The organism is Pseudomonas sp. Pseusp18, assembly GCF_059506005.1.
Window position 1 is genome coordinate 4,795,512 of record NZ_CP169240.1, and the last position, 17,514, is coordinate 4,813,025.

Sequence of the window (17,514 nt, forward strand, 5' to 3'; positions counted from 1 at the left end):
TGATACGGGGCATTTCCATTTGTAGCTCAAACCCGCTTGTGGCGGGCCATGAAGCAACTTAAGCCAGCGCTTCTTCGCGCTTGCCCAGCAGACGGTCGCAAACCACGGCAACTACCAGGGTCATGAACGACGGCACCAGCCACGCCAGGCCCTGCTCGCTCAGCGGCAGGTGAGCCAGTTGAGCCGGCATCCAGTCGGCCAGGCCGGCGCCCTTGAGCGCGTCGATCATGCCGAAAATGAACGACACCAGCATCACCGGACCGACGATGCGACCCTGCTCATGCCAGAAGTCCTTGCAGAAGCTCAGGGCCACCAGGGCGATGCACGGCGGGTAGATGGCGGTCAGTACCGGAATCGAGAACGCAATCAGCTTGGTGAGGCCCAGGTTGGACACCAGCAGGGAGAACGCGGCCAGGATAATCACCAGCGTCTTGTAGGACAGTGGCAGCACACGGCTGAAGTATTCGGCACAGGCGCAGGTCAGACCGACCGCAGTCACCAGGCAGGCCAGGGAGATCAGCACCGCGAGGAAACCGCTGCCGAGCGAACCGAAGGTGTGCTGCACGTAGGCGTGCAATACCGCCGCGCCGTTGGTGGCACCGGCGGCCACTTCATGGCTGCCCGAGCCGAGACGGAACAGGCTGACGTAAACCAGCGCCAGACCTACACCGGCAATCAGCCCGGCGATGATCGCGTAACGGGTGATCAACACCGGCGATTCCACGCCACGGGAGCGGATCGCATTGACGATGACAATGCCGAATACCAGCGCACCCAGGGTATCCATGGTCAGGTAACCATTGATGAAGCCCTGGGAGAACGGTGCCGCCACATATTCAGGGGTAGCCACGCCAATGTTACCGGCCGGCAACGCGAACGCTGCTATACCGAGAACGGCCAGGGCGATGATCTTCAGTGGTGCGAGGAACCGTCCTACGGTGTCCAGCAGACGGCCCGGATAGAGCGAGATGAAGAACACCAGCAGGAAGTACACCGAGCTATAGAGAAACAGCGCCAGCGGGCTCTCGCCAGTCAGCGGCGCCAGACCCACTTCGAACGACACGGTCGCGGTGCGCGGTGTCGCGAACAATGGGCCGACAGCGAGGTAACACGCGGCTGCCAGCAGGCCCCCGGCGATTTTACCAATCGGGCTGCTCAAGGCATCCATTGCACCGCCGACCTTGGCCAGGGCGACCACGGTGATCACCGGCAGACCGACTGCGGTGATCAGAAAACCCAGCGCCGCCATCCAGACATTAGGCCCGGACTGCAAACCGACGATAGGCGGGAAGATGATGTTGCCAGCCCCGACGAACAGGGCAAATGTCATGAAGCCCAGTGCCAGGATGTCCTGGCCTTTCAACACTTTCATTAAGGAAATACCACACTACTGAATCGGAATTTAGAGAGGGATTTCCCTTATGGGTGAGGGAAATGCTGTCGATCCGTATAGGACTGACCCGTTTAGCGCGCCGCAGCCTTGTGGGCCGCAAACGCAAAATGGCGGCTAGCCTACCGAATTTGCCCGCCAAACGCACTATTACAGGGCGAACTATCCGATACGCGACATTTCAGTGTCGTGTTTACATATCTAAATTTCATCGAAAACAGCAAAGATCAAAAGATCGCAGCCTTCGGCAGCTCCTACATGGGATCGCATTCCAACTGTAGGAGCTGCCGAAGGCTGCGATCTTTGATCTTCGGAAATGACAAAGGCCACCCGAAGGTGGCCTTTGTTTGGTGGAGCGTCAGTTAAGCGCGAGGCTTACTTGACGGCCCAACCGGTCAGCTCGGCCAGGGCCTTGCCGATGTCTGCCAGCGAACGCACGGTTTTAACGCCTGCGTCTTGCAGAGCAGCGAATTTCTCGTCTGCAGTGCCTTTGCCGCCAGAGATGATTGCGCCAGCATGGCCCATGCGCTTGCCCGGAGGAGCAGTCACACCAGCGATGTAGGAAACAACCGGCTTGGTCACGTGTGCCTTGATGTAGGCAGCCGCTTCTTCTTCAGCCGAACCGCCGATCTCGCCGATCATCACGATCGCTTCGGTCTTCGGGTCTTCCTGGAACAGCTTCAGGATGTCGATGAAGTTCGAACCCGGGATCGGGTCACCACCGATGCCGACGCAAGTCGACTGACCGAAACCGGCGTCAGTAGTCTGCTTCACAGCTTCGTAGGTCAGGGTGCCGGAACGGGAAACGATACCGACCTTGCCTGGCAAGTGAATGTGACCTGGCATGATACCGATCTTGCATTCGCCTGGAGTGATCACGCCTGGGCAGTTAGGACCGATCAGGACTACGCCCAGCTCGTCGCACTTGACCTTGGCATCCAGCATGTCCAGGGTAGGAATGCCTTCAGTGATGCAAACGATCAGCTTGATGCCGCCGAAGGCTGCTTCCAGGATGGAGTCCTTGCAGAAAGGAGCTGGAACGTAGATCACACTGGCGGTGGCGCCAGTGGCAGCTACAGCGTCTTTCACGGTGTTGAACACTGGCAGACCCAGGTGCTCGGTGCCGCCTTTGCCTGGAGTTACGCCGCCAACCATCTTGGTGCCGTATTCGATGGCTTGCTGGGTGTGGAAACTACCTTGCGAACCGGTAATACCCTGGCAGATAACTTTGGTGTCTTTATTGATCAGGACGCTCATTATTTGCCCTCCGCAGCTTTGACAACTTGTTGAGCAGCGTCGGTCAGGCTGGTAGCAGCGATGATGTTCAAACCGCTTTCTGCCAGTACTTTAGCGCCCAGCTCAGCGTTGTTGCCTTCAAGGCGAACAACAACCGGGATTTTCACGCCGACTTCTTTCACAGCGCCGATGATGCCTTCGGCAATCATGTCGCAACGAACGATGCCGCCGAAGATGTTGACCAGTACTGCAGCGACGTTAGTGTCGGACAGGATGATCTTGAACGCTTCGGTAACGCGTTCTTTGGTAGCACCGCCGCCCACGTCGAGGAAGTTGGCTGGTTTGCCGCCATGCAGGTTGACGATGTCCATGGTACCCATGGCCAGGCCAGCACCGTTGACCATGCAACCGATGTTGCCTTCCAGTGCTACGTAGTTCAGTTCGAACTTGGCAGCGTGCGCTTCGCGCGGATCGTCTTGCGACGGATCGTGGAAAGTCTTCAGCTTAGGCTGACGGTACATGGCGTTGGCGTCGATGTTGATCTTGGCATCGAGGCAGTGCAGATCGCCGTCAGCCTTGATCACCAGCGGGTTCACTTCCAGCAGAGCCAGGTCGTGATCCTTGAACAGCTTGGCCAGACCTACGAAGATCTTGGCGAACTGAGCAACTTGCTTGCCTTCCAGACCCAGCTGGAATGCCAGCTCGCGACCCTGGAATGGCTGAGCGCCAACCAGTGGATCGATAGTGGCTTTCAGAATTTTTTCTGGAGTGTCGTGAGCAATTTTCTCGATGTCCACGCCACCTTCGGTGGAAGCCATGAACACGATGCGACGGCTCGAACGGTCAACGACAGCGCCCAGGTACAGCTCTTTAGCGATATCAGTGCACGATTCAACCAGGATCTTGGTGACTGGCTGACCATTGGCGTCAGTCTGGTAAGTCACCAGACGCTTGCCCAGCCACTGCTGTGCGAATGCTTTAGCGTCTTCTTTGCTGCGAACCAGCTTTACGCCGCCCGCTTTACCGCGACCACCGGCGTGAACCTGGGCTTTGACAACCCATTCGCTGCCGCCGATTTTGTCGCAAGCTTCTGCTGCTGCTTCCGGGGTGTCTACCGCGTAACCGGTGGATACTGGCAGGCCGTACTCAGCGAACAGCTGCTTACCCTGATACTCGTGAAGATTCATGCTTATTACCGTCTTCGTTAGGTACTGCGCATTCGGTGCTGCACTCATTCAAGTGCCGCACCACCTGTGACTGCTGCTTGCGTAACCTTTCCGGGTACCCGGTGCAGCTACGCAAGACTGCGTCCAGCGGACATTCCGCGGTGAGTCTTGCTCGCAAGGCTCACGACGGGCCGTACCGCCGTGGTTTCTTATTATCCGCTTAGCGTTTCTTGCGGTTGGCGATGTGGATGGCGCCGCCATTCACTGCCAACGCTGCTTCGTGCAAGGCTTCAGACAGGGTCGGATGGGAGAAAACCATCATGCCCAGGTCTTCAGCGCTGGTGCCGAATTCCATGCCGATCGCGCCCTGCTGAACCAGTTCTGCGGCGCTCGGGCCAATCACGTGGACGCCCAATACGCGGTCAGTCTTGGCATCAGCGATGACCTTGACGAAACCACCGGTATCGTTGGCGGCCATGGCACGGCCAGAGGCTGCGAACGGGAAGGTGCCGACGTTAACTTCTACGCCTTCAGCTTTCAAGGCCTGCTCGGTTTTACCGACCCACGCGATTTCCGGGTGAGTATAAATAACCGAAGGGATCAGGTCATAGTTCATCTGGGCTTTATGGCCCTTGATGCGCTCGACAACCATGATGCCCTCTTCCGAGGCTTTGTGAGCCAGCATCATGCCGCGAACCACGTCACCGATGGCGTAAACGCCCGGTACGGTGGTGGCGCAGTGATCGTCAACGTGCACGAAACCGCGCTCGTCCAGGGTCACGCCGCAATCGGCAGCCAGCAGATCAGTGGTCACCGGACGGCGACCAACGGCTACGATCAGCTTGTCGAAAGTGATGTTCTGTTCGCCGTTGGCATCGGTGTAGTTCACAACGACTTCGTCGCCGTTCACTTTGGAACCGGTCACGCGAGCGCCCAGCTTGATGTCCAGACCCTGTTTGGTCAGGGTTTTCAGCGCTTCCTTGGAAACAGCGGTGTCCGCTGCCATCAGGAAGGTATCCAGTGCTTCGAGAACGGTGACTTCAGCGCCCAGACGGGACCATACCGAACCCAGTTCCAGACCGATAACACCAGCGCCGATTACACCCAGGCGTTTTGGTACGGATTGGAATTCCAGAGCGCCAGTCGAATCGACGATCACATTCTGGTCGACCGGAGCCGGTGGAATGTCGATCGGACGCGAGCCCGGAGCCAGGATGACGTTTTCGGCTTCGATGACTTCAACCGAACCGTCAGGCTTGGTGACTTCGACTTTCTTGCCAGCCAGCAGTTTGCCGTGGCCCTGGATCGAAGTGACGCCGTTAGCCTTGAACAGCGTTGCAACGCCGGAGGTCAGGCCTTTGACGATGTTGGCTTTACGGCCGACCATTGCTGGCACGTCCATGGTCACGCCAGCGTGGTTGATACCGTGGATCGCGAAGCCGTCTTGCGCTTCGTGAAACTTCCAGGAGCTGTCCAGCAGCGCCTTGGATGGAATGCAGCCGACGTTCAGGCAAGTACCGCCGAGGGCCAGTTTGCCTTCCTTGTCGGTGTATTTCTCGATGCAGGCAGTGGTGAGGCCCAGTTGCGCTGCTTTAATGGCAGCCACGTAGCCGCCAGGGCCCGCACCAATCACTACCACGTCGAATTTCTGAGTCATGTGTCATTCCTTCTCGAATCAAACCGGACGGCCCCTTTTGAGGACCGTCGTGGGACGAAGCTGGTCATTACAGAAGGGCCGTCCATCATTGAACGGCCCGTGCAACGAAATCAGATATCCAGCAGCAAACGAGCCGGGTCTTCCAGCAGGTTCTTGATGGTCACCAGGAAGGTCACAGCTTCTTTGCCATCGATCAGACGGTGATCGTAGGACAGCGCCAGGTACATCATCGGACGGATAACTACCTGACCGTTGATCGCCATAGGGCGCTGGATGATGTTGTGCATACCCAGAATCGCAGCCTGTGGCGGGTTGACGATCGGAGTCGACATCATCGAACCGAAAGTACCGCCGTTGGTGATGGTGAACGTGCCGCCGGTCATTTCTTCCATCGACAGTTTGCCGTCACGGGCTTTCTTGCCGAAGGTAGCGATGCCGCCTTCGATTTCAGCCAGGCTCATCAGTTCGGCGTTACGCAGAACCGGTACAACCAGACCGCGGTCGCTGGAAACAGCTACACCAACGTCGGCGTAGCCGTGGTAAACGATGTCGGCACCGTCGATCGACGCGTTGACAGCCGGGAAGCGTTTCAGCGCTTCGGTAGCCGCTTTCACGAAGAACGACATGAAGCCCAGGCGTACGCCGTTGTGGGACTTCTCGAACAGGTCCTTGTACTTCGAACGCAGGGCCATGACTTCGGTCATGTCGACTTCGTTGAAAGTGGTCAGCATGGCCATGTTCGATTGAGCTTCAACCAGACGCTCGGCAACCTTGGCGCGCAGACGGGTCATCGGAACGCGTTTTTCTACGCGGTCGCCAGCAGCGAATACCGGAGCAGCGGCAGCAGGTGCAGCAGCCTTGGCAGGCGCAGCAGCCGGAGCGGCTTTCTTGGCGGCAACAGCGGCTACCACGTCTTCCTTGGTCACACGACCGCCTTTGCCGGTGCCGGCAACGGAAGCGATGTTGATGCCGTTTTCTTCAGCCAGCTTGCGAGCAGCCGGTGCAGCAACAGGATCGTCTTCGCCTACTTCGGCAGGAGCAGCGGCAGCAGCGGCAGGTGCAGCAGCGGCTGGAGCGGCAGCAGCACCGCCCTCACCGATCGAGCCCAGAACTTCGTCGGACAGAACGGTGTCGCCTTCGTTCTTGACGATCGCGCCCAGCACGCCATCAGCGGTGGCCAGAACTTCCAGTACGACTTTGTCGGTTTCAATGTCGACGATCAGTTCGTCACGCTTGACGGCGTCGCCCGGTTTTTTGTGCCAGGTGGCAACGGTGCCATCGGCAACCGATTCCGGGAAAGTGGGGGCTTTGATTTCGATAGCCATTATCTGTGGGTCCTTAAATTCGGTTTCAGGTGCGCGAAGGCGTTAAACAGTGAAAGCATCTTGCAGCAGTTGTTCCTGCTGCTCGGCGTGCATCGAAGCGTAACCGCAAGCAGGTGCGGCAGACGCCTCACGACCAGCGTATTCCAGGACCAGGCCTTGTTTATGGTTGGTCAGGCTGCGACGCATGTGATGCTGGCTGCTGTACCAGGCGCCCTGGTTCATCGGCTCTTCCTGGCACCAAACCACGTTTTCGAGGTTGGTGTAAGGGGCGAGCGCCTCCATCAGGTCGTCCTCAGGGAACGGATACAGCTGCTCGATACGCACGATGGCGATGTCTTCACGACCTTCGGCACGGCGTTTTTCCAGCAGGTCATAGTAGACCTTGCCGCTGCACAGGATCATGCGAGTGACCTTTTTCGGATCAAGCGCATCGATTTCCGGGATCACGGTCTGGAACGAACCTTCGGCCAGATCTTCCAGGGTCGAGATGGCCAGCTTGTGACGCAGCAACGACTTCGGAGTCAGGACTACCAATGGTTTGCGCAGCGGGCGAATCACCTGACGACGCAGCAAGTGGTAGATCTGGGCCGGCGTAGTCGGCACGGCTACCTGAATGTTGTGCTCGGCGCACAGCTGCAGGTAACGCTCCAGACGAGCCGAGGAGTGCTCAGGACCCTGACCTTCATAACCGTGCGGCAGCAGCATGGTCAGACCGCAGAGACGGCCCCACTTGTGCTCGCCACTGGTGATGAACTGGTCGATAACCACTTGGGCACCGTTGGCGAAGTCGCCGAACTGGGCTTCCCAGATAACCAGAGCGTTTGGCTCGGTGGTCGAATAACCGTATTCGAACGCCAGAACCGCCTCTTCAGACAGGAACGAATCGTACAGGTCGAAACGTGGCTGCCCCTTGTAGAGGTTTTGCAACGGGATATAGGTACCCGCGTCTTTCTGGTTGTGCAAGACAGCGTGACGGTGCGAGAACGTACCGCGACCGATGTCCTGACCCGTCATGCGAATCGGGTGACCTTCGAACGCCAGGGTCGCGTACGCCATGGTTTCGGCGTAACCCCAGTTGATCGGCAGGCCGCCGGCTTGCATCTTCTGACGGTCTTCGTAGATTTTCGAGACCTGGCGCTGCACCACGAAGCCTTCCGGAATTTCCAGCAGCTTGGCAGACAGTTCCTGCAAGGTTTTCAGATCGAAGCGAGTGTCGTGACGCGCGGTCCAGGCGTGGCCCAGATACGGACGCCAGTCCACGAACAACTCTTTGTTCGGCTCTTTGACCAGGCTTTTTACAACATGCAGACCGTTGTCCAGCGCATTGCGGTATTCGTCGACTTTCGCCTGAACACGCTCTGCGTCCAGTACACCACTCTGGGTCAGACGATCGGCATACAGCTCACGGGTGGTGCGCTGCTTGGTGATCTGCTGATACATCAGAGGCTGGGTACCGCTTGGCTCGTCAGCCTCGTTGTGGCCGCGACGACGGTAGCAGACCAGATCGATCACCACGTCACGCTTGAACTGCATGCGGTAGTCGATGGCCAACTGGGTCACGAACAACACGGCTTCCGGATCATCACCATTCACATGGAGGATCGGCGCCTGGATCATCTTCGCAACGTCGGTCGCGTACTCGGTGGAGCGCGAGTCCAGCGGGTTGCTGATGGTGAAGCCGACCTGGTTGTTGATCACGATGTGCACGGTGCCGCCGGTCTTGAAACCGCGGGTCTGCGACATCTGGAAGGTTTCCATGACCACACCTTGACCGGCGAATGCCGCGTCACCGTGGATGGAGATCGGCAGAACCTTTTCACCGGTAGGATCGTTACGACGATCCTGACGGGCACGGACCGAACCCTCGACCACTGGAGAAACGATTTCCAGGTGAGACGGGTTGAAAGCCATGGCCAGGTGAACTTCACCGCCGGTGGTCATGACGTTGGACGAGAAGCCCTGGTGATATTTAACGTCACCGGAACCCAGCTCGACCTTCTTCTTGCCTTCGAACTCGTCGAACAACTCGCGCGGGTTCTTGCCAAAGGTGTTGACCAGCACGTTCAGACGACCACGGTGGGCCATGCCGATGACGATTTCCTTGGTGCCGTAGGAGCCGGAACGCTGGATCAGTTCATCGAGCATCGGAATCAGGCTCTCGCCGCCTTCCAGACCGAAACGCTTGGTACCCGGATACTTGGTCCCGAGGTATTTTTCAAGACCCTCGCCGGCAGTGACGCGCTCGAGCAGGTGACTCTTGATGTCGGCGGAGTACGTCGGACGGCCGCGCACGCTTTCCAGACGCTGCTGGAACCACTGGCGCTGCTCGGAATCGGTGATGTGCGTAAATTCAGCGCCGATGGTGCGGCAATATGTCTGCTGCAACGCTTCGTGAATTTCGCGTAGGCTCGCCTCCTCTTTGCCGATGAACAGGTCGCCGGCACGGAAGGTCGTATCAAGATCGGCATTGGTCAAGCCGTAATGATTGATTGACAGGTCTGCAGGTGCAGGACGCTGCCACAGCCCCAGCGGGTCAAGCTGGGCTGCCTGGTGGCCACGCATACGGTAGGCCTGGATCAATCGCAGCACTTCAACTTGCTTCTTCTCGTGCTCACTGCTCACGCTACCGGCGGAAACCGGTTGGGCGCGGCGCTGGTTCTTTGCCAGCAAGACGAAATGATCGCGAATTGTGGAGTGCGAAACATCGGTGGCAGTGTTGCCATCAGCAGGCAACTTCTGGAAGTAGGTGCGCCACTCTTCTGGCACAGCGTTAGGGTCGTGCAGGTAGAGCTCGTAGAGCTCTTCCACATAGGCAGCGTTACTACCGGAAAGGTAGGCGCTGTTCCACATGCGCTGCATCACGCTTTCTTGCATGCTTGGTCACCCTCGGTTAGGGGAACACCACCGGCGTCGACACCGAGCAAACTTGCAGAAGTCCGAATGCAGCGACTAAAACAAGCCACTTAGGATCACGCTGATAGTCCGGGTACCAGCCCGGATGCCCCTGCTTGTCTCATTTCTTCAAAATAAGAGCCGCAGCCTTATGGGCTGCTGCTCAGGTTAAAACTACGGCGCCGGTTGAAGCCTGCGCCGCAGCATCTACGGGTACAGCGGTTCTACGGGTACAGCAGCTGAATCACACGCCGCTTTGCAGCAGCATGTTACGGATGTGACCGATGGCCTTAGTCGGGTTCAGGCCTTTCGGACAAACGTTGACGCAGTTCATGATGCCCCGGCAGCGGAATACGCTGAACGGGTCATCCAGCGAAGCCAGACGCTCGGACGTCTTGGTGTCGCGGCTGTCTGCCAGGAAGCGGTACGCTTGCAGCAGGGCAGCCGGGCCCAGGAACTTGTCCGGGTTCCACCAGAAGGACGGGCACGAAGTCGAGCAGCAAGCGCACAGGATGCACTCGTACAGACCGTCGAGCTTTTCACGCTCTTCAGGGGACTGCAGACGCTCGATGGCCGGAGCCGGCGTGTCGTTCTGCAGGTATGGCTTAACCTTTTCGTATTGCTTGTAGAAGATGCTCATATCGACGACCAGGTCACGGATAACCGGCAAACCTGGCAGAGGACGAACGATCAGCTTGTTACCTTTTACGACGGCAGACAGCGGCGTGATGCACGCCAGACCGTTTTTGCCGTTGATGTTCATGCCGTCGGAACCGCAAACACCTTCACGGCAAGAGCGACGATAGGAGAAACCTTCGTCCTGCTCTTTGATCAGGGCCAGCACGTCCAGCACCATCAGGTCTTTACCACCGGTATCAACCTGGAATTCCTGCATGAACGGCGCAGCGTCCTGATCAGGGTTGTAACGATAAACACTGACTTTCAACATGGTGGCCACCCTTAATAAGTCCGAATCTTAGGTTCAAAAGTCGGAACAGTCTTCGGCGAGAAGTTCACTGCACGCTTGGCAACGCGCTTCTCACCCGGGAAGTACAGGGTGTGGCACAGCCAGTTTTCATCGTCACGATCTTCGAAGTCTTCACGGGCGTGAGCACCGCGGGACTCTTTACGCACTTCTGCAGCGATGGCGGTAGCTTCGGCCACTTCCAGCAGGTTCTGCAGTTCCAGCGCTTCGATACGCGCGGTGTTGAACGCCTGGCTCTTGTCGTTGATCTTGACGTTGGCGATACGGCCACGCAGGTCAGCCAGTTGAGCAATACCCTTCTGCATGTATTCGCCAGTACGGAATACACCGAAGTAGTTCTGCATGCAGCTTTGCAGCTCGCGACGCAGGGTTGCCACGTCTTCACCATCGGTACGCTCGTTCAGAGCGGACAGACGCGACAGGGCCGCATTGATGTCGGCGTCGGTGGCGTCGTCGTATTCGATACCGTCGGTCAGCGCTTTTTCCAGGTGCAGACCGGCCGCACGACCGAAAACCACCAGGTCGAGCAACGAGTTGCCGCCCAGACGGTTGGCACCGTGAACCGATACGCAAGCCACTTCACCAACCGCGAACAGGCCAGGAATGATGGTGTCCTTGCCTTCGGCGTCCTGAGTGATCGCCTGGCCATGAATGTTGGTGGCAACGCCGCCCATCATATAGTGGCAAGTCGGAACAACCGGAACCGGAGCGACGACCGGATCAACGTGCGCGAAAGTCTTGGACAGTTCGCAGATGCCTGGCAGACGGCTGTGCAGCACTTCCTCGCCCAGGTGGTCGAGCTTGAGCATTACGTGGTCGCCATTCGGACCGCAACCGTTGCCGGCGATGATTTCCTTAACCATCGAACGGGCAACCACGTCACGACCGGCAAGGTCTTTGGCGTTCGGAGCATAACGCTCCATGAAACGCTCGCCGTGCTTGTTGATCAGGTAACCACCTTCACCACGGCAACCTTCGGTTACCAGTACACCGGCGCCGGCGATGCCGGTCGGGTGGAACTGCCACATTTCGATGTCTTGTACCGGTACGCCGGCACGCAGCGCCATGCCAACGCCGTCACCGGTGTTGATCAGGGCGTTGGTGGTCGAAGCGTAGATACGACCTGCACCGCCGGTGGCCAGTACGGTGGCCTTGGCACGGATGTAGGTGGTTTCACCGGTTTCGATGCAGATCGCGATCACACCGACGAACTCGCCTTGACCGTTCTTTACCAGATCGACAGCGTAGTATTCGTTCAGGAACACGGTGCCGGCTTTCAGGTTGCCCTGATAAAGGGTGTGCAGCAGCGCGTGACCGGTACGGTCGGAAGCGGCGCAAGTACGGGCAGCCTGCCCGCCTTTACCGTAATCCTTCGACTGACCGCCGAACGGACGCTGGTAGATACGACCTTGCTCGGTACGCGAGAACGGCATACCCATGTGGTCCAGCTCGTAAACGGCAGCCGGGCCTTCCTGACACATGTATTCGATAGCATCCTGGTCACCGATGTAGTCGGAACCCTTGACGGTATCGTACATGTGCCAGCGCCAGTCATCGTTCGGGTCGGCAGACGCGATGGCGCAGGTGATGCCACCCTGGGCCGATACGGTGTGCGAACGAGTCGGGAAAACCTTGGTGATCACGGCAGTCTTGTGACCGCCTTGTGCCAATTGCAGCGCAGCGCGCATGCCGGCACCGCCACCACCAATAATGATGGCGTCGAAAGAAATCGTTGGAATGTTAGCCATGGATCAGATACCCCAGAGAATCTGCACACCCCAGACGAAGTAAGCGAACATCGCAACGCCGCATACTGCCTGGAAAAGGAAACGTACTGCAGTCGCGGACTTGCCCAGCGCCATCGGCGTCAGGTAGTCGGTCGCGATGGTCCACATGCCGACCCAGGCGTGAGCGCCCAGGGCCACAAGGGCCAGCAGACTGAAGATACGCATCCCGTTGTGGGCGAACAGGCCATGCCATTGGGCGTAGCCAATGCCAGGATTCGCAGCGAGGTATCCGATCAGGAAAATAAAATAAGCCGCGAGAACAACCGCAGACACACGTTGCGCCATCCAGTCATAGAGGCCCGAACGCGAAAGGTTCGTAACGCTGGTTACCATATCCAAACTCCTGCCAGAACGATCAACACCACGGAAACGGCGATGATAATTTTCGAGCCCAGGCGGCCGCCTTCCAGCGTCTCACCGATGCCCATGTCCATGATCAAGTGGCGCACACCGGCTACCAGGTGATACAGAAGAGCGGACAGGAGGCCCCATGCTACGAACTTGGCCAGCGGGCTGGTCAAGCATGCCTTCACCTCGGCAAAACCTTCCTCGGAACCCAGAGACTTGCCCAATGCATAAAGCATGAAGCCAAGGCCCAGGAAGAGGATGATGCCGGAAACACGGTGAAGAAACGACGTAACGCCGGTGATGGGGAGTTTGATGGTCCTTAGGTCTAGGTTTACAGGTCGTTGGCTTTTCACGGCTTTTTTTTCACACTGAAGAGCCCCTAACAATCAGGGCAAAGTTGTTGGGGAGTGCACTGGTCAGGTAACCACCACCCAGGGATGCGACCCCCAATAAAGCAGGCCCAAAAGCCCCTGGCGGTCGGTGGCCGAGTATAGACAGTTAGGCTACTAATGACAACGCGTTCACCTTCCCCTAATAGCGGATTGCACAAGTGATATAAAAGGCGTAAACGGCAGGCAATTTCGAGAAAAAAGTCCGGTTAAAGCCTTCTGGAGCAAGACTTTAGGCAAATTGACATTCGAATTTATCTCACTATAGTGGTGCGGGCCCTGCGTGGGGGGTCTGTCTGATGATTTCAAGCATAAATAGGAGGCCACATGGCTGACAAAAAAGCGCAGTTGATCATCGAGGGCGCAGCCCCCGTCGAGCTGCCCATTTTAACCGGCACCGTTGGTCCCGATGTTATCGACGTTCGGGGCCTGACGGCCACGGGCCGTTTCACCTTTGACCCTGGTTTCATGTCGACCGCCTCCTGCGAGTCGAAGATCACCTACATCGACGGCGACAACGGTATTCTGCTGCACCGCGGCTACCCGATCGAACAGCTGGCTGAAAAGTCGGACTATCTGGAAACCTGCTACCTGCTGCTCAACGGCGAGCTGCCGACCGCAGAACAGAAGGCCCAGTTCGTCGGCACCGTGAAGAACCACACCATGGTCCACGAGCAGTTGAAGACCTTCTTCAACGGCTTCCGTCGCGACGCCCACCCAATGGCCGTCATGTGCGGTGTAGTTGGCGCCCTCTCGGCGTTCTACCACGACTCCCTCGACATCAATAACCCGCAGCATCGCGAAATCTCCGCGATCCGTCTGGTTGCCAAGATGCCGACCCTGGCTGCAATGGTTTACAAGTACTCCATGGGCCAACCCATGATGTACCCGCGCAACGACCTGTCGTACGCGGAAAACTTCCTGCACATGATGTTCAACACCCCGTGCGAGATCAAACCGATCAGCCCGGTACTCGCCAAGGCCATGGACCGGATCTTCATCCTCCATGCCGACCACGAGCAGAACGCATCGACCTCCACCGTACGTCTGGCCGGTTCGTCGGGTGCCAACCCGTTCGCCTGTATCGCCGCCGGTATCGCTGCACTGTGGGGCCCTGCCCACGGCGGTGCGAACGAAGCCGTGTTGACCATGCTCGATGAAATTGGCGATGTCTCGAACATCGACAAGTACATCGCCAAGGCCAAGGACAAGAACGATCCGTTCAAACTGATGGGCTTCGGTCACCGGGTTTACAAAAACCGCGACCCACGCGCTACCGTCATGAAGCAGACCTGCGACGAAGTGTTGAAGGAACTGGGCATCACCAACGATCCGCAACTCGAACTGGCCATGCGCCTGGAAGAGATCGCCCTGACCGACCCGTACTTCATCGAACGCTCGCTGTACCCGAACGTCGACTTCTACTCGGGGATCATCCTCAAGGCGATCGGTATTCCAACCAGTATGTTCACCGTGATCTTCGCCCTGGCGCGGACCGTCGGCTGGATCTCCCACTGGAAAGAAATGCTCTCCAGCCCGTACAAGATCGGCCGTCCGCGCCAGCTGTACACCGGTTACGAGTCGCGTGACATCACCCCGCTTGAAGACCGCAAATAAGACCTGTCTTGCGATAACGTCTTAAGTTGCACCGAGAACGGCCTCTATGTAGATAGAGGCCGTTTTTGTTTGTGCGCTTTGGTTGTGTGCATATCCGTTTCTTCGGTAACGGCGGCTCGACCTCCGGGAAAGGGGCAGACAGATCAAAAGCCAAAGCAACGGCAAGATCAAAAGATCGCAGCCTTCGGCAGCTCCTACAGGGGAACGCGTTCACTTGAAGTCAGGCCGGCCGGTAGGCCGCCTCGCTTTTGCTTTTGCGGTGCACGCCCCCTCGAGAGGCCGAGTGGAGGTTCTGCGCAGTGGGCAACCCGGCATGGATGCCGGGTTAGCCGCCCCCGGCCATGGATGGCCGATGGCGGCGGGCCCACGGAGCAGGACCGGAGCGAGGGCATGCCGAGCCCGGGCGAGGCACCGAACGAAAGGGGCAAAAGCGCTTTGGTTACTTTCGCGCTTTTCGAAAGTGACTCGCTGTAAGAGCGAAACCATAGGCGGCCGTTACCTCAGAAACGGATATGTACACACAAAGGGCGATAACCACCCATAAAAATGCCCCGATCTCTCGACCGGGGCATTCGTGTCAGTGCAGCTTATATATAAGAAGCCTTAGTGCGAAACCGCCCCACTCGCCCCCAACCCGGTCTGCGAACGGACAAACTGCGGGAAGAACAGCGCCCGCTCATTGTCAGCCGCAGTAGATTTGTCAGTGATCGAGAAGAACCAGATCCCGATAAAGGCAATGATCATCGAGAACAGCGCCGGGTATTCATACGGGAAGATCGCCTTCTCGTGACCCATGATCTGCACCCAGATGGTTGGCCCCAGCACCATCAAGCCAACCGCACTGACCAGCCCCAACCAACCGCCGATCATCGCACCGCGAGTCGTCAGTTTCTTCCAGTACATGGAAAGCAGCAGCACCGGGAAGTTGCAGCTCGCCGCGATGGAGAACGCCAGGCCCACCATGAACGCGATGTTCTGCTTCTCGAACAGAATGCCCAGGCCGATCGCCAGCACCGCCAAAGCGATGGTGGTGATTTTCGAGACGCGGATTTCGTCCTTCTCGTTGGCCTTGCCCTTCTTGATCACGCTGGCATACAGGTCATGGGACACTGCCGAGGCACCGGCCAGGGTCAGGCCAGCCACCACCGCCAGAATGGTCGCAAACGCCACCGCCGAGATGAAGCCCAGGAACACACTGCCACCCACCGCGTTGGCCAAATGCACCGCCGCCATGTTGTTGCCGCCCAACAGCGCGCCAGCTGCATCTTTAAAGGCCGGGTTAGTGCTCACCAACAGGATCGCGCCGAAGCCGATGATGAAGGTCAGGATGTAGAAGTAGCCAATGAAGCCGGTTGCATACAGCACGCTTTTACGTGCTTCTTTCGCATCACTCACGGTGAAGAAGCGCATCAGGATGTGCGGCAGGCCAGCGGTACCGAACATCAGTGCCAGGCCGAGGGAGAACGCCGAGATCGGGTCTTTCACCAGGCCGCCCGGGCTCATGATTGCTTCACCTTTGGCGTGAACCTTGATCGCCTCGGAGAACAGTGTGTTGAAGTCGAAGTTGACGTGTTTCATCACCATCAGCGCCATGAACGAGGCACCGGACAGCAACAGCACTGCCTTGATGATTTGTACCCAGGTGGTCGCCAGCATGCCGCCGAACAGCACGTACAGGCACATCAGGATACCGACCAGGATCACCGCAACGTGGTAGTCCAGGCCGAACAGCAACTGAATCAGCTTGCCGGCACCGACCATTTGCGCGATCAGGTAGAACGCCACCACCACCAGCGAACCGCACGCCGACAGCGAGCGGATCTGAGTTTGCCCCAGACGATAGGACGCCACGTCGGCAAAGGTGTACTTGCCCAGGTTACGCAGACGCTCGGCGATCAGGAACAGAATGATCGGCCAGCCCACCAGGAAGCCGATCGAGTAGATCAGGCCGTCGTAGCCGGAGGTGAACACCAGGGCGGAAATACCCAGGAAGGACGCCGCGGACATGTAGTCACCGGCAATCGCCAGACCGTTCTGGAAACCGGTGATCTTGCCGCCCGCCGCATAGTAGTCGGCGGCCGATTTGTTGCGCTTGGACGCCCAATAGGTGATGCACAAGGTTGCCCCGACGAACACCACGAACATCATGATCGCGGATACGTTGAGCGGTTGTTTCTGCACTGCACCCGTCAGGGCCTCAGCCGCCCAGGCGCCCGGTGCAAAGGCTGCGATGCTCAAGAGAGCGATTAGACGCCGGATCATTGCTGAGCCTCCTTGAGAATCGCATTGTTCAAGTCGTCGAATTCGCCGTTGGCGCGTCGCACGTAGATGCCCGTCAGGATAAAGGCCGAAACAATCAGCCCGACACCGATCGGAATGCCCCAGGTAATCGAAGACTCGGGGCTGATTTTCGCGCCCAGAATATGCGGCCCGTAAGCAATCAACAGGATGAATCCGGAGTACAGCCCAAGCATGATCGCTGAAAGAATCCAGGCGAATCGTTCCCTCTTGCTAACCAGCTCCTTGAAGCGCGGGCTGTTTTGAATCGAGAGGTAAATGCTGTCGTTCATTGTTTTTATCCTCGCAGCACAGATTTTAGTTGGAACGTTATCCACTCTATGCGGCTACCGGACAGGTTCCAGACGACCTTAGTATTAGAACGACATGACTGTTTCGCCCCGCCTTGCTCCCACAGAAAGCAAAAAGCCCCTTGGCATTTAAG

Annotated in this window: 13 protein-coding genes; 1 reads left to right on the forward strand and 12 read right to left on the reverse strand. The window is 57.9% G+C overall.

Going from position 1 to position 17,514, the window contains the following annotated elements; all coding sequences use genetic code 11:
* Positions 1–58: 58 nt before the first annotated feature.
* The 10 genes from brnQ to sdhC all read right to left on the reverse strand — a co-directional run bounded on the left by brnQ (position 59) and on the right by sdhC (position 13,139).
* Complete coding sequence (gene brnQ / locus ACEN9A_RS21345; protein WP_018925111.1) at positions 59–1,372, reverse strand: branched-chain amino acid transport system II carrier protein; 1,314 nt, start codon at positions 1,370–1,372, stop codon at positions 59–61.
* Positions 1,373–1,765: 393 nt separating this feature from the next.
* Entirely contained in the window at positions 1,766–2,647 is an 882-nt protein-coding gene (gene sucD / locus ACEN9A_RS21350) for a succinate--CoA ligase subunit alpha (protein WP_007919877.1), read from the reverse strand.
* Entirely contained in the window at positions 2,647–3,813 is a 1,167-nt protein-coding gene (sucC, locus tag ACEN9A_RS21355) for an ADP-forming succinate--CoA ligase subunit beta (protein WP_007919879.1), read from the reverse strand. The genes sucD and sucC overlap by 1 nt, the downstream gene beginning before the upstream one ends.
* A gap of 199 nt (positions 3,814–4,012) precedes the next feature.
* Positions 4,013–5,449 carry a dihydrolipoyl dehydrogenase gene (gene lpdA / locus ACEN9A_RS21360; RefSeq protein WP_018925110.1) on the reverse strand — a complete coding sequence of 479 codons (1,437 nt, stop codon included), beginning with the start codon at positions 5,447–5,449 and terminating at the stop codon, positions 4,013–4,015.
* A gap of 110 nt (positions 5,450–5,559) precedes the next feature.
* Positions 5,560–6,774: a 2-oxoglutarate dehydrogenase complex dihydrolipoyllysine-residue succinyltransferase gene (odhB, locus tag ACEN9A_RS21365; RefSeq protein ID WP_019648152.1), complete on the reverse strand. Its 1,215-nt coding sequence runs from the start codon at positions 6,772–6,774 to the stop codon at positions 5,560–5,562.
* A gap of 42 nt (positions 6,775–6,816) precedes the next feature.
* Positions 6,817–9,648, reverse strand: a complete 2,832-nt coding sequence (locus ACEN9A_RS21370) for a 2-oxoglutarate dehydrogenase E1 component (RefSeq protein WP_018925108.1) — start codon at positions 9,646–9,648, stop codon at positions 6,817–6,819.
* Between the two features lie 262 nt (positions 9,649–9,910).
* On the reverse strand, positions 9,911–10,615 hold the full coding sequence (locus tag ACEN9A_RS21375; protein WP_007936040.1) for a succinate dehydrogenase iron-sulfur subunit: 705 nt from the start codon (positions 10,613–10,615) through the stop codon (positions 9,911–9,913).
* 11 nt (positions 10,616–10,626) lie between these two features.
* Positions 10,627–12,399, reverse strand: a complete 1,773-nt coding sequence (gene sdhA / locus ACEN9A_RS21380) for a succinate dehydrogenase flavoprotein subunit (protein WP_258670461.1) — start codon at positions 12,397–12,399, stop codon at positions 10,627–10,629.
* A 3-nt stretch (positions 12,400–12,402) separates the two neighbouring features.
* On the reverse strand, positions 12,403–12,771 hold the full coding sequence (gene sdhD, locus ACEN9A_RS21385) for a succinate dehydrogenase, hydrophobic membrane anchor protein (RefSeq protein WP_003210573.1): 369 nt from the start codon (positions 12,769–12,771) through the stop codon (positions 12,403–12,405).
* Positions 12,765–13,139, reverse strand: coding sequence for a succinate dehydrogenase, cytochrome b556 subunit (sdhC, locus tag ACEN9A_RS21390; RefSeq protein ID WP_015096190.1), 375 nt, complete (start codon positions 13,137–13,139; stop codon positions 12,765–12,767). Before sdhC ends, sdhD begins: the two co-directional genes overlap by 7 nt.
* Before the next feature lie 363 nt (positions 13,140–13,502).
* On the opposite strand from sdhC, the gene gltA reads away from it, so the two are divergent.
* A complete protein-coding gene (gene gltA / locus ACEN9A_RS21395) occupies positions 13,503–14,792 on the forward strand; it encodes a citrate synthase (RefSeq protein ID WP_018925105.1) in 1,290 nt (429 codons plus the stop codon).
* A 603-nt stretch (positions 14,793–15,395) separates the two neighbouring features.
* On the opposite strand, the gene ACEN9A_RS21400 is transcribed toward gltA, so the two are convergent.
* Both ACEN9A_RS21400 and ACEN9A_RS21405 read right to left on the reverse strand, forming a co-directional pair.
* Positions 15,396–17,054 carry a cation acetate symporter gene (locus ACEN9A_RS21400; protein ID WP_019579621.1) on the reverse strand — a complete coding sequence of 553 codons (1,659 nt, stop codon included), beginning with the start codon at positions 17,052–17,054 and terminating at the stop codon, positions 15,396–15,398.
* The gene (locus tag ACEN9A_RS21405; protein ID WP_008026759.1) at positions 17,051–17,362 is read right to left on the reverse strand and encodes a DUF485 domain-containing protein; all 312 of its coding nucleotides are present in this window, start codon (positions 17,360–17,362) and stop codon (positions 17,051–17,053) included. The genes ACEN9A_RS21400 and ACEN9A_RS21405 overlap by 4 nt, the downstream gene beginning before the upstream one ends.
* Positions 17,363–17,514: the final 152 nt, after the last annotated feature.

Coding starts and splice junctions, on each gene's coding strand:
- brnQ (WP_018925111.1), bottom strand. CDS start 1,372: ATGAAAGTGTTGAAAGGCCAGGACATCCTGGCACTGGGCTTCATGACA.
- sucD (WP_007919877.1), bottom strand. CDS start 2,647: ATGAGCGTCCTGATCAATAAAGACACCAAAGTTATCTGCCAGGGTATT.
- sucC (WP_007919879.1), bottom strand. CDS start 3,813: ATGAATCTTCACGAGTATCAGGGTAAGCAGCTGTTCGCTGAGTACGGC.
- lpdA (WP_018925110.1), bottom strand. CDS start 5,449: ATGACTCAGAAATTCGACGTGGTAGTGATTGGTGCGGGCCCTGGCGGC.
- odhB (WP_019648152.1), bottom strand. CDS start 6,774: ATGGCTATCGAAATCAAAGCCCCCACTTTCCCGGAATCGGTTGCCGAT.
- ACEN9A_RS21370 (WP_018925108.1), bottom strand. CDS start 9,648: ATGCAAGAAAGCGTGATGCAGCGCATGTGGAACAGCGCCTACCTTTCC.
- ACEN9A_RS21375 (WP_007936040.1), bottom strand. CDS start 10,615: ATGTTGAAAGTCAGTGTTTATCGTTACAACCCTGATCAGGACGCTGCG.
- sdhA (WP_258670461.1), bottom strand. CDS start 12,399: ATGGCTAACATTCCAACGATTTCTTTCGACGCCATCATTATTGGTGGT.
- sdhD (WP_003210573.1), bottom strand. CDS start 12,771: ATGGTAACCAGCGTTACGAACCTTTCGCGTTCGGGCCTCTATGACTGG.
- gltA (WP_018925105.1), top strand. CDS start 13,503: ATGGCTGACAAAAAAGCGCAGTTGATCATCGAGGGCGCAGCCCCCGTC.
- ACEN9A_RS21400 (WP_019579621.1), bottom strand. CDS start 17,054: ATGATCCGGCGTCTAATCGCTCTCTTGAGCATCGCAGCCTTTGCACCG.
- ACEN9A_RS21405 (WP_008026759.1), bottom strand. CDS start 17,362: ATGAACGACAGCATTTACCTCTCGATTCAAAACAGCCCGCGCTTCAAG.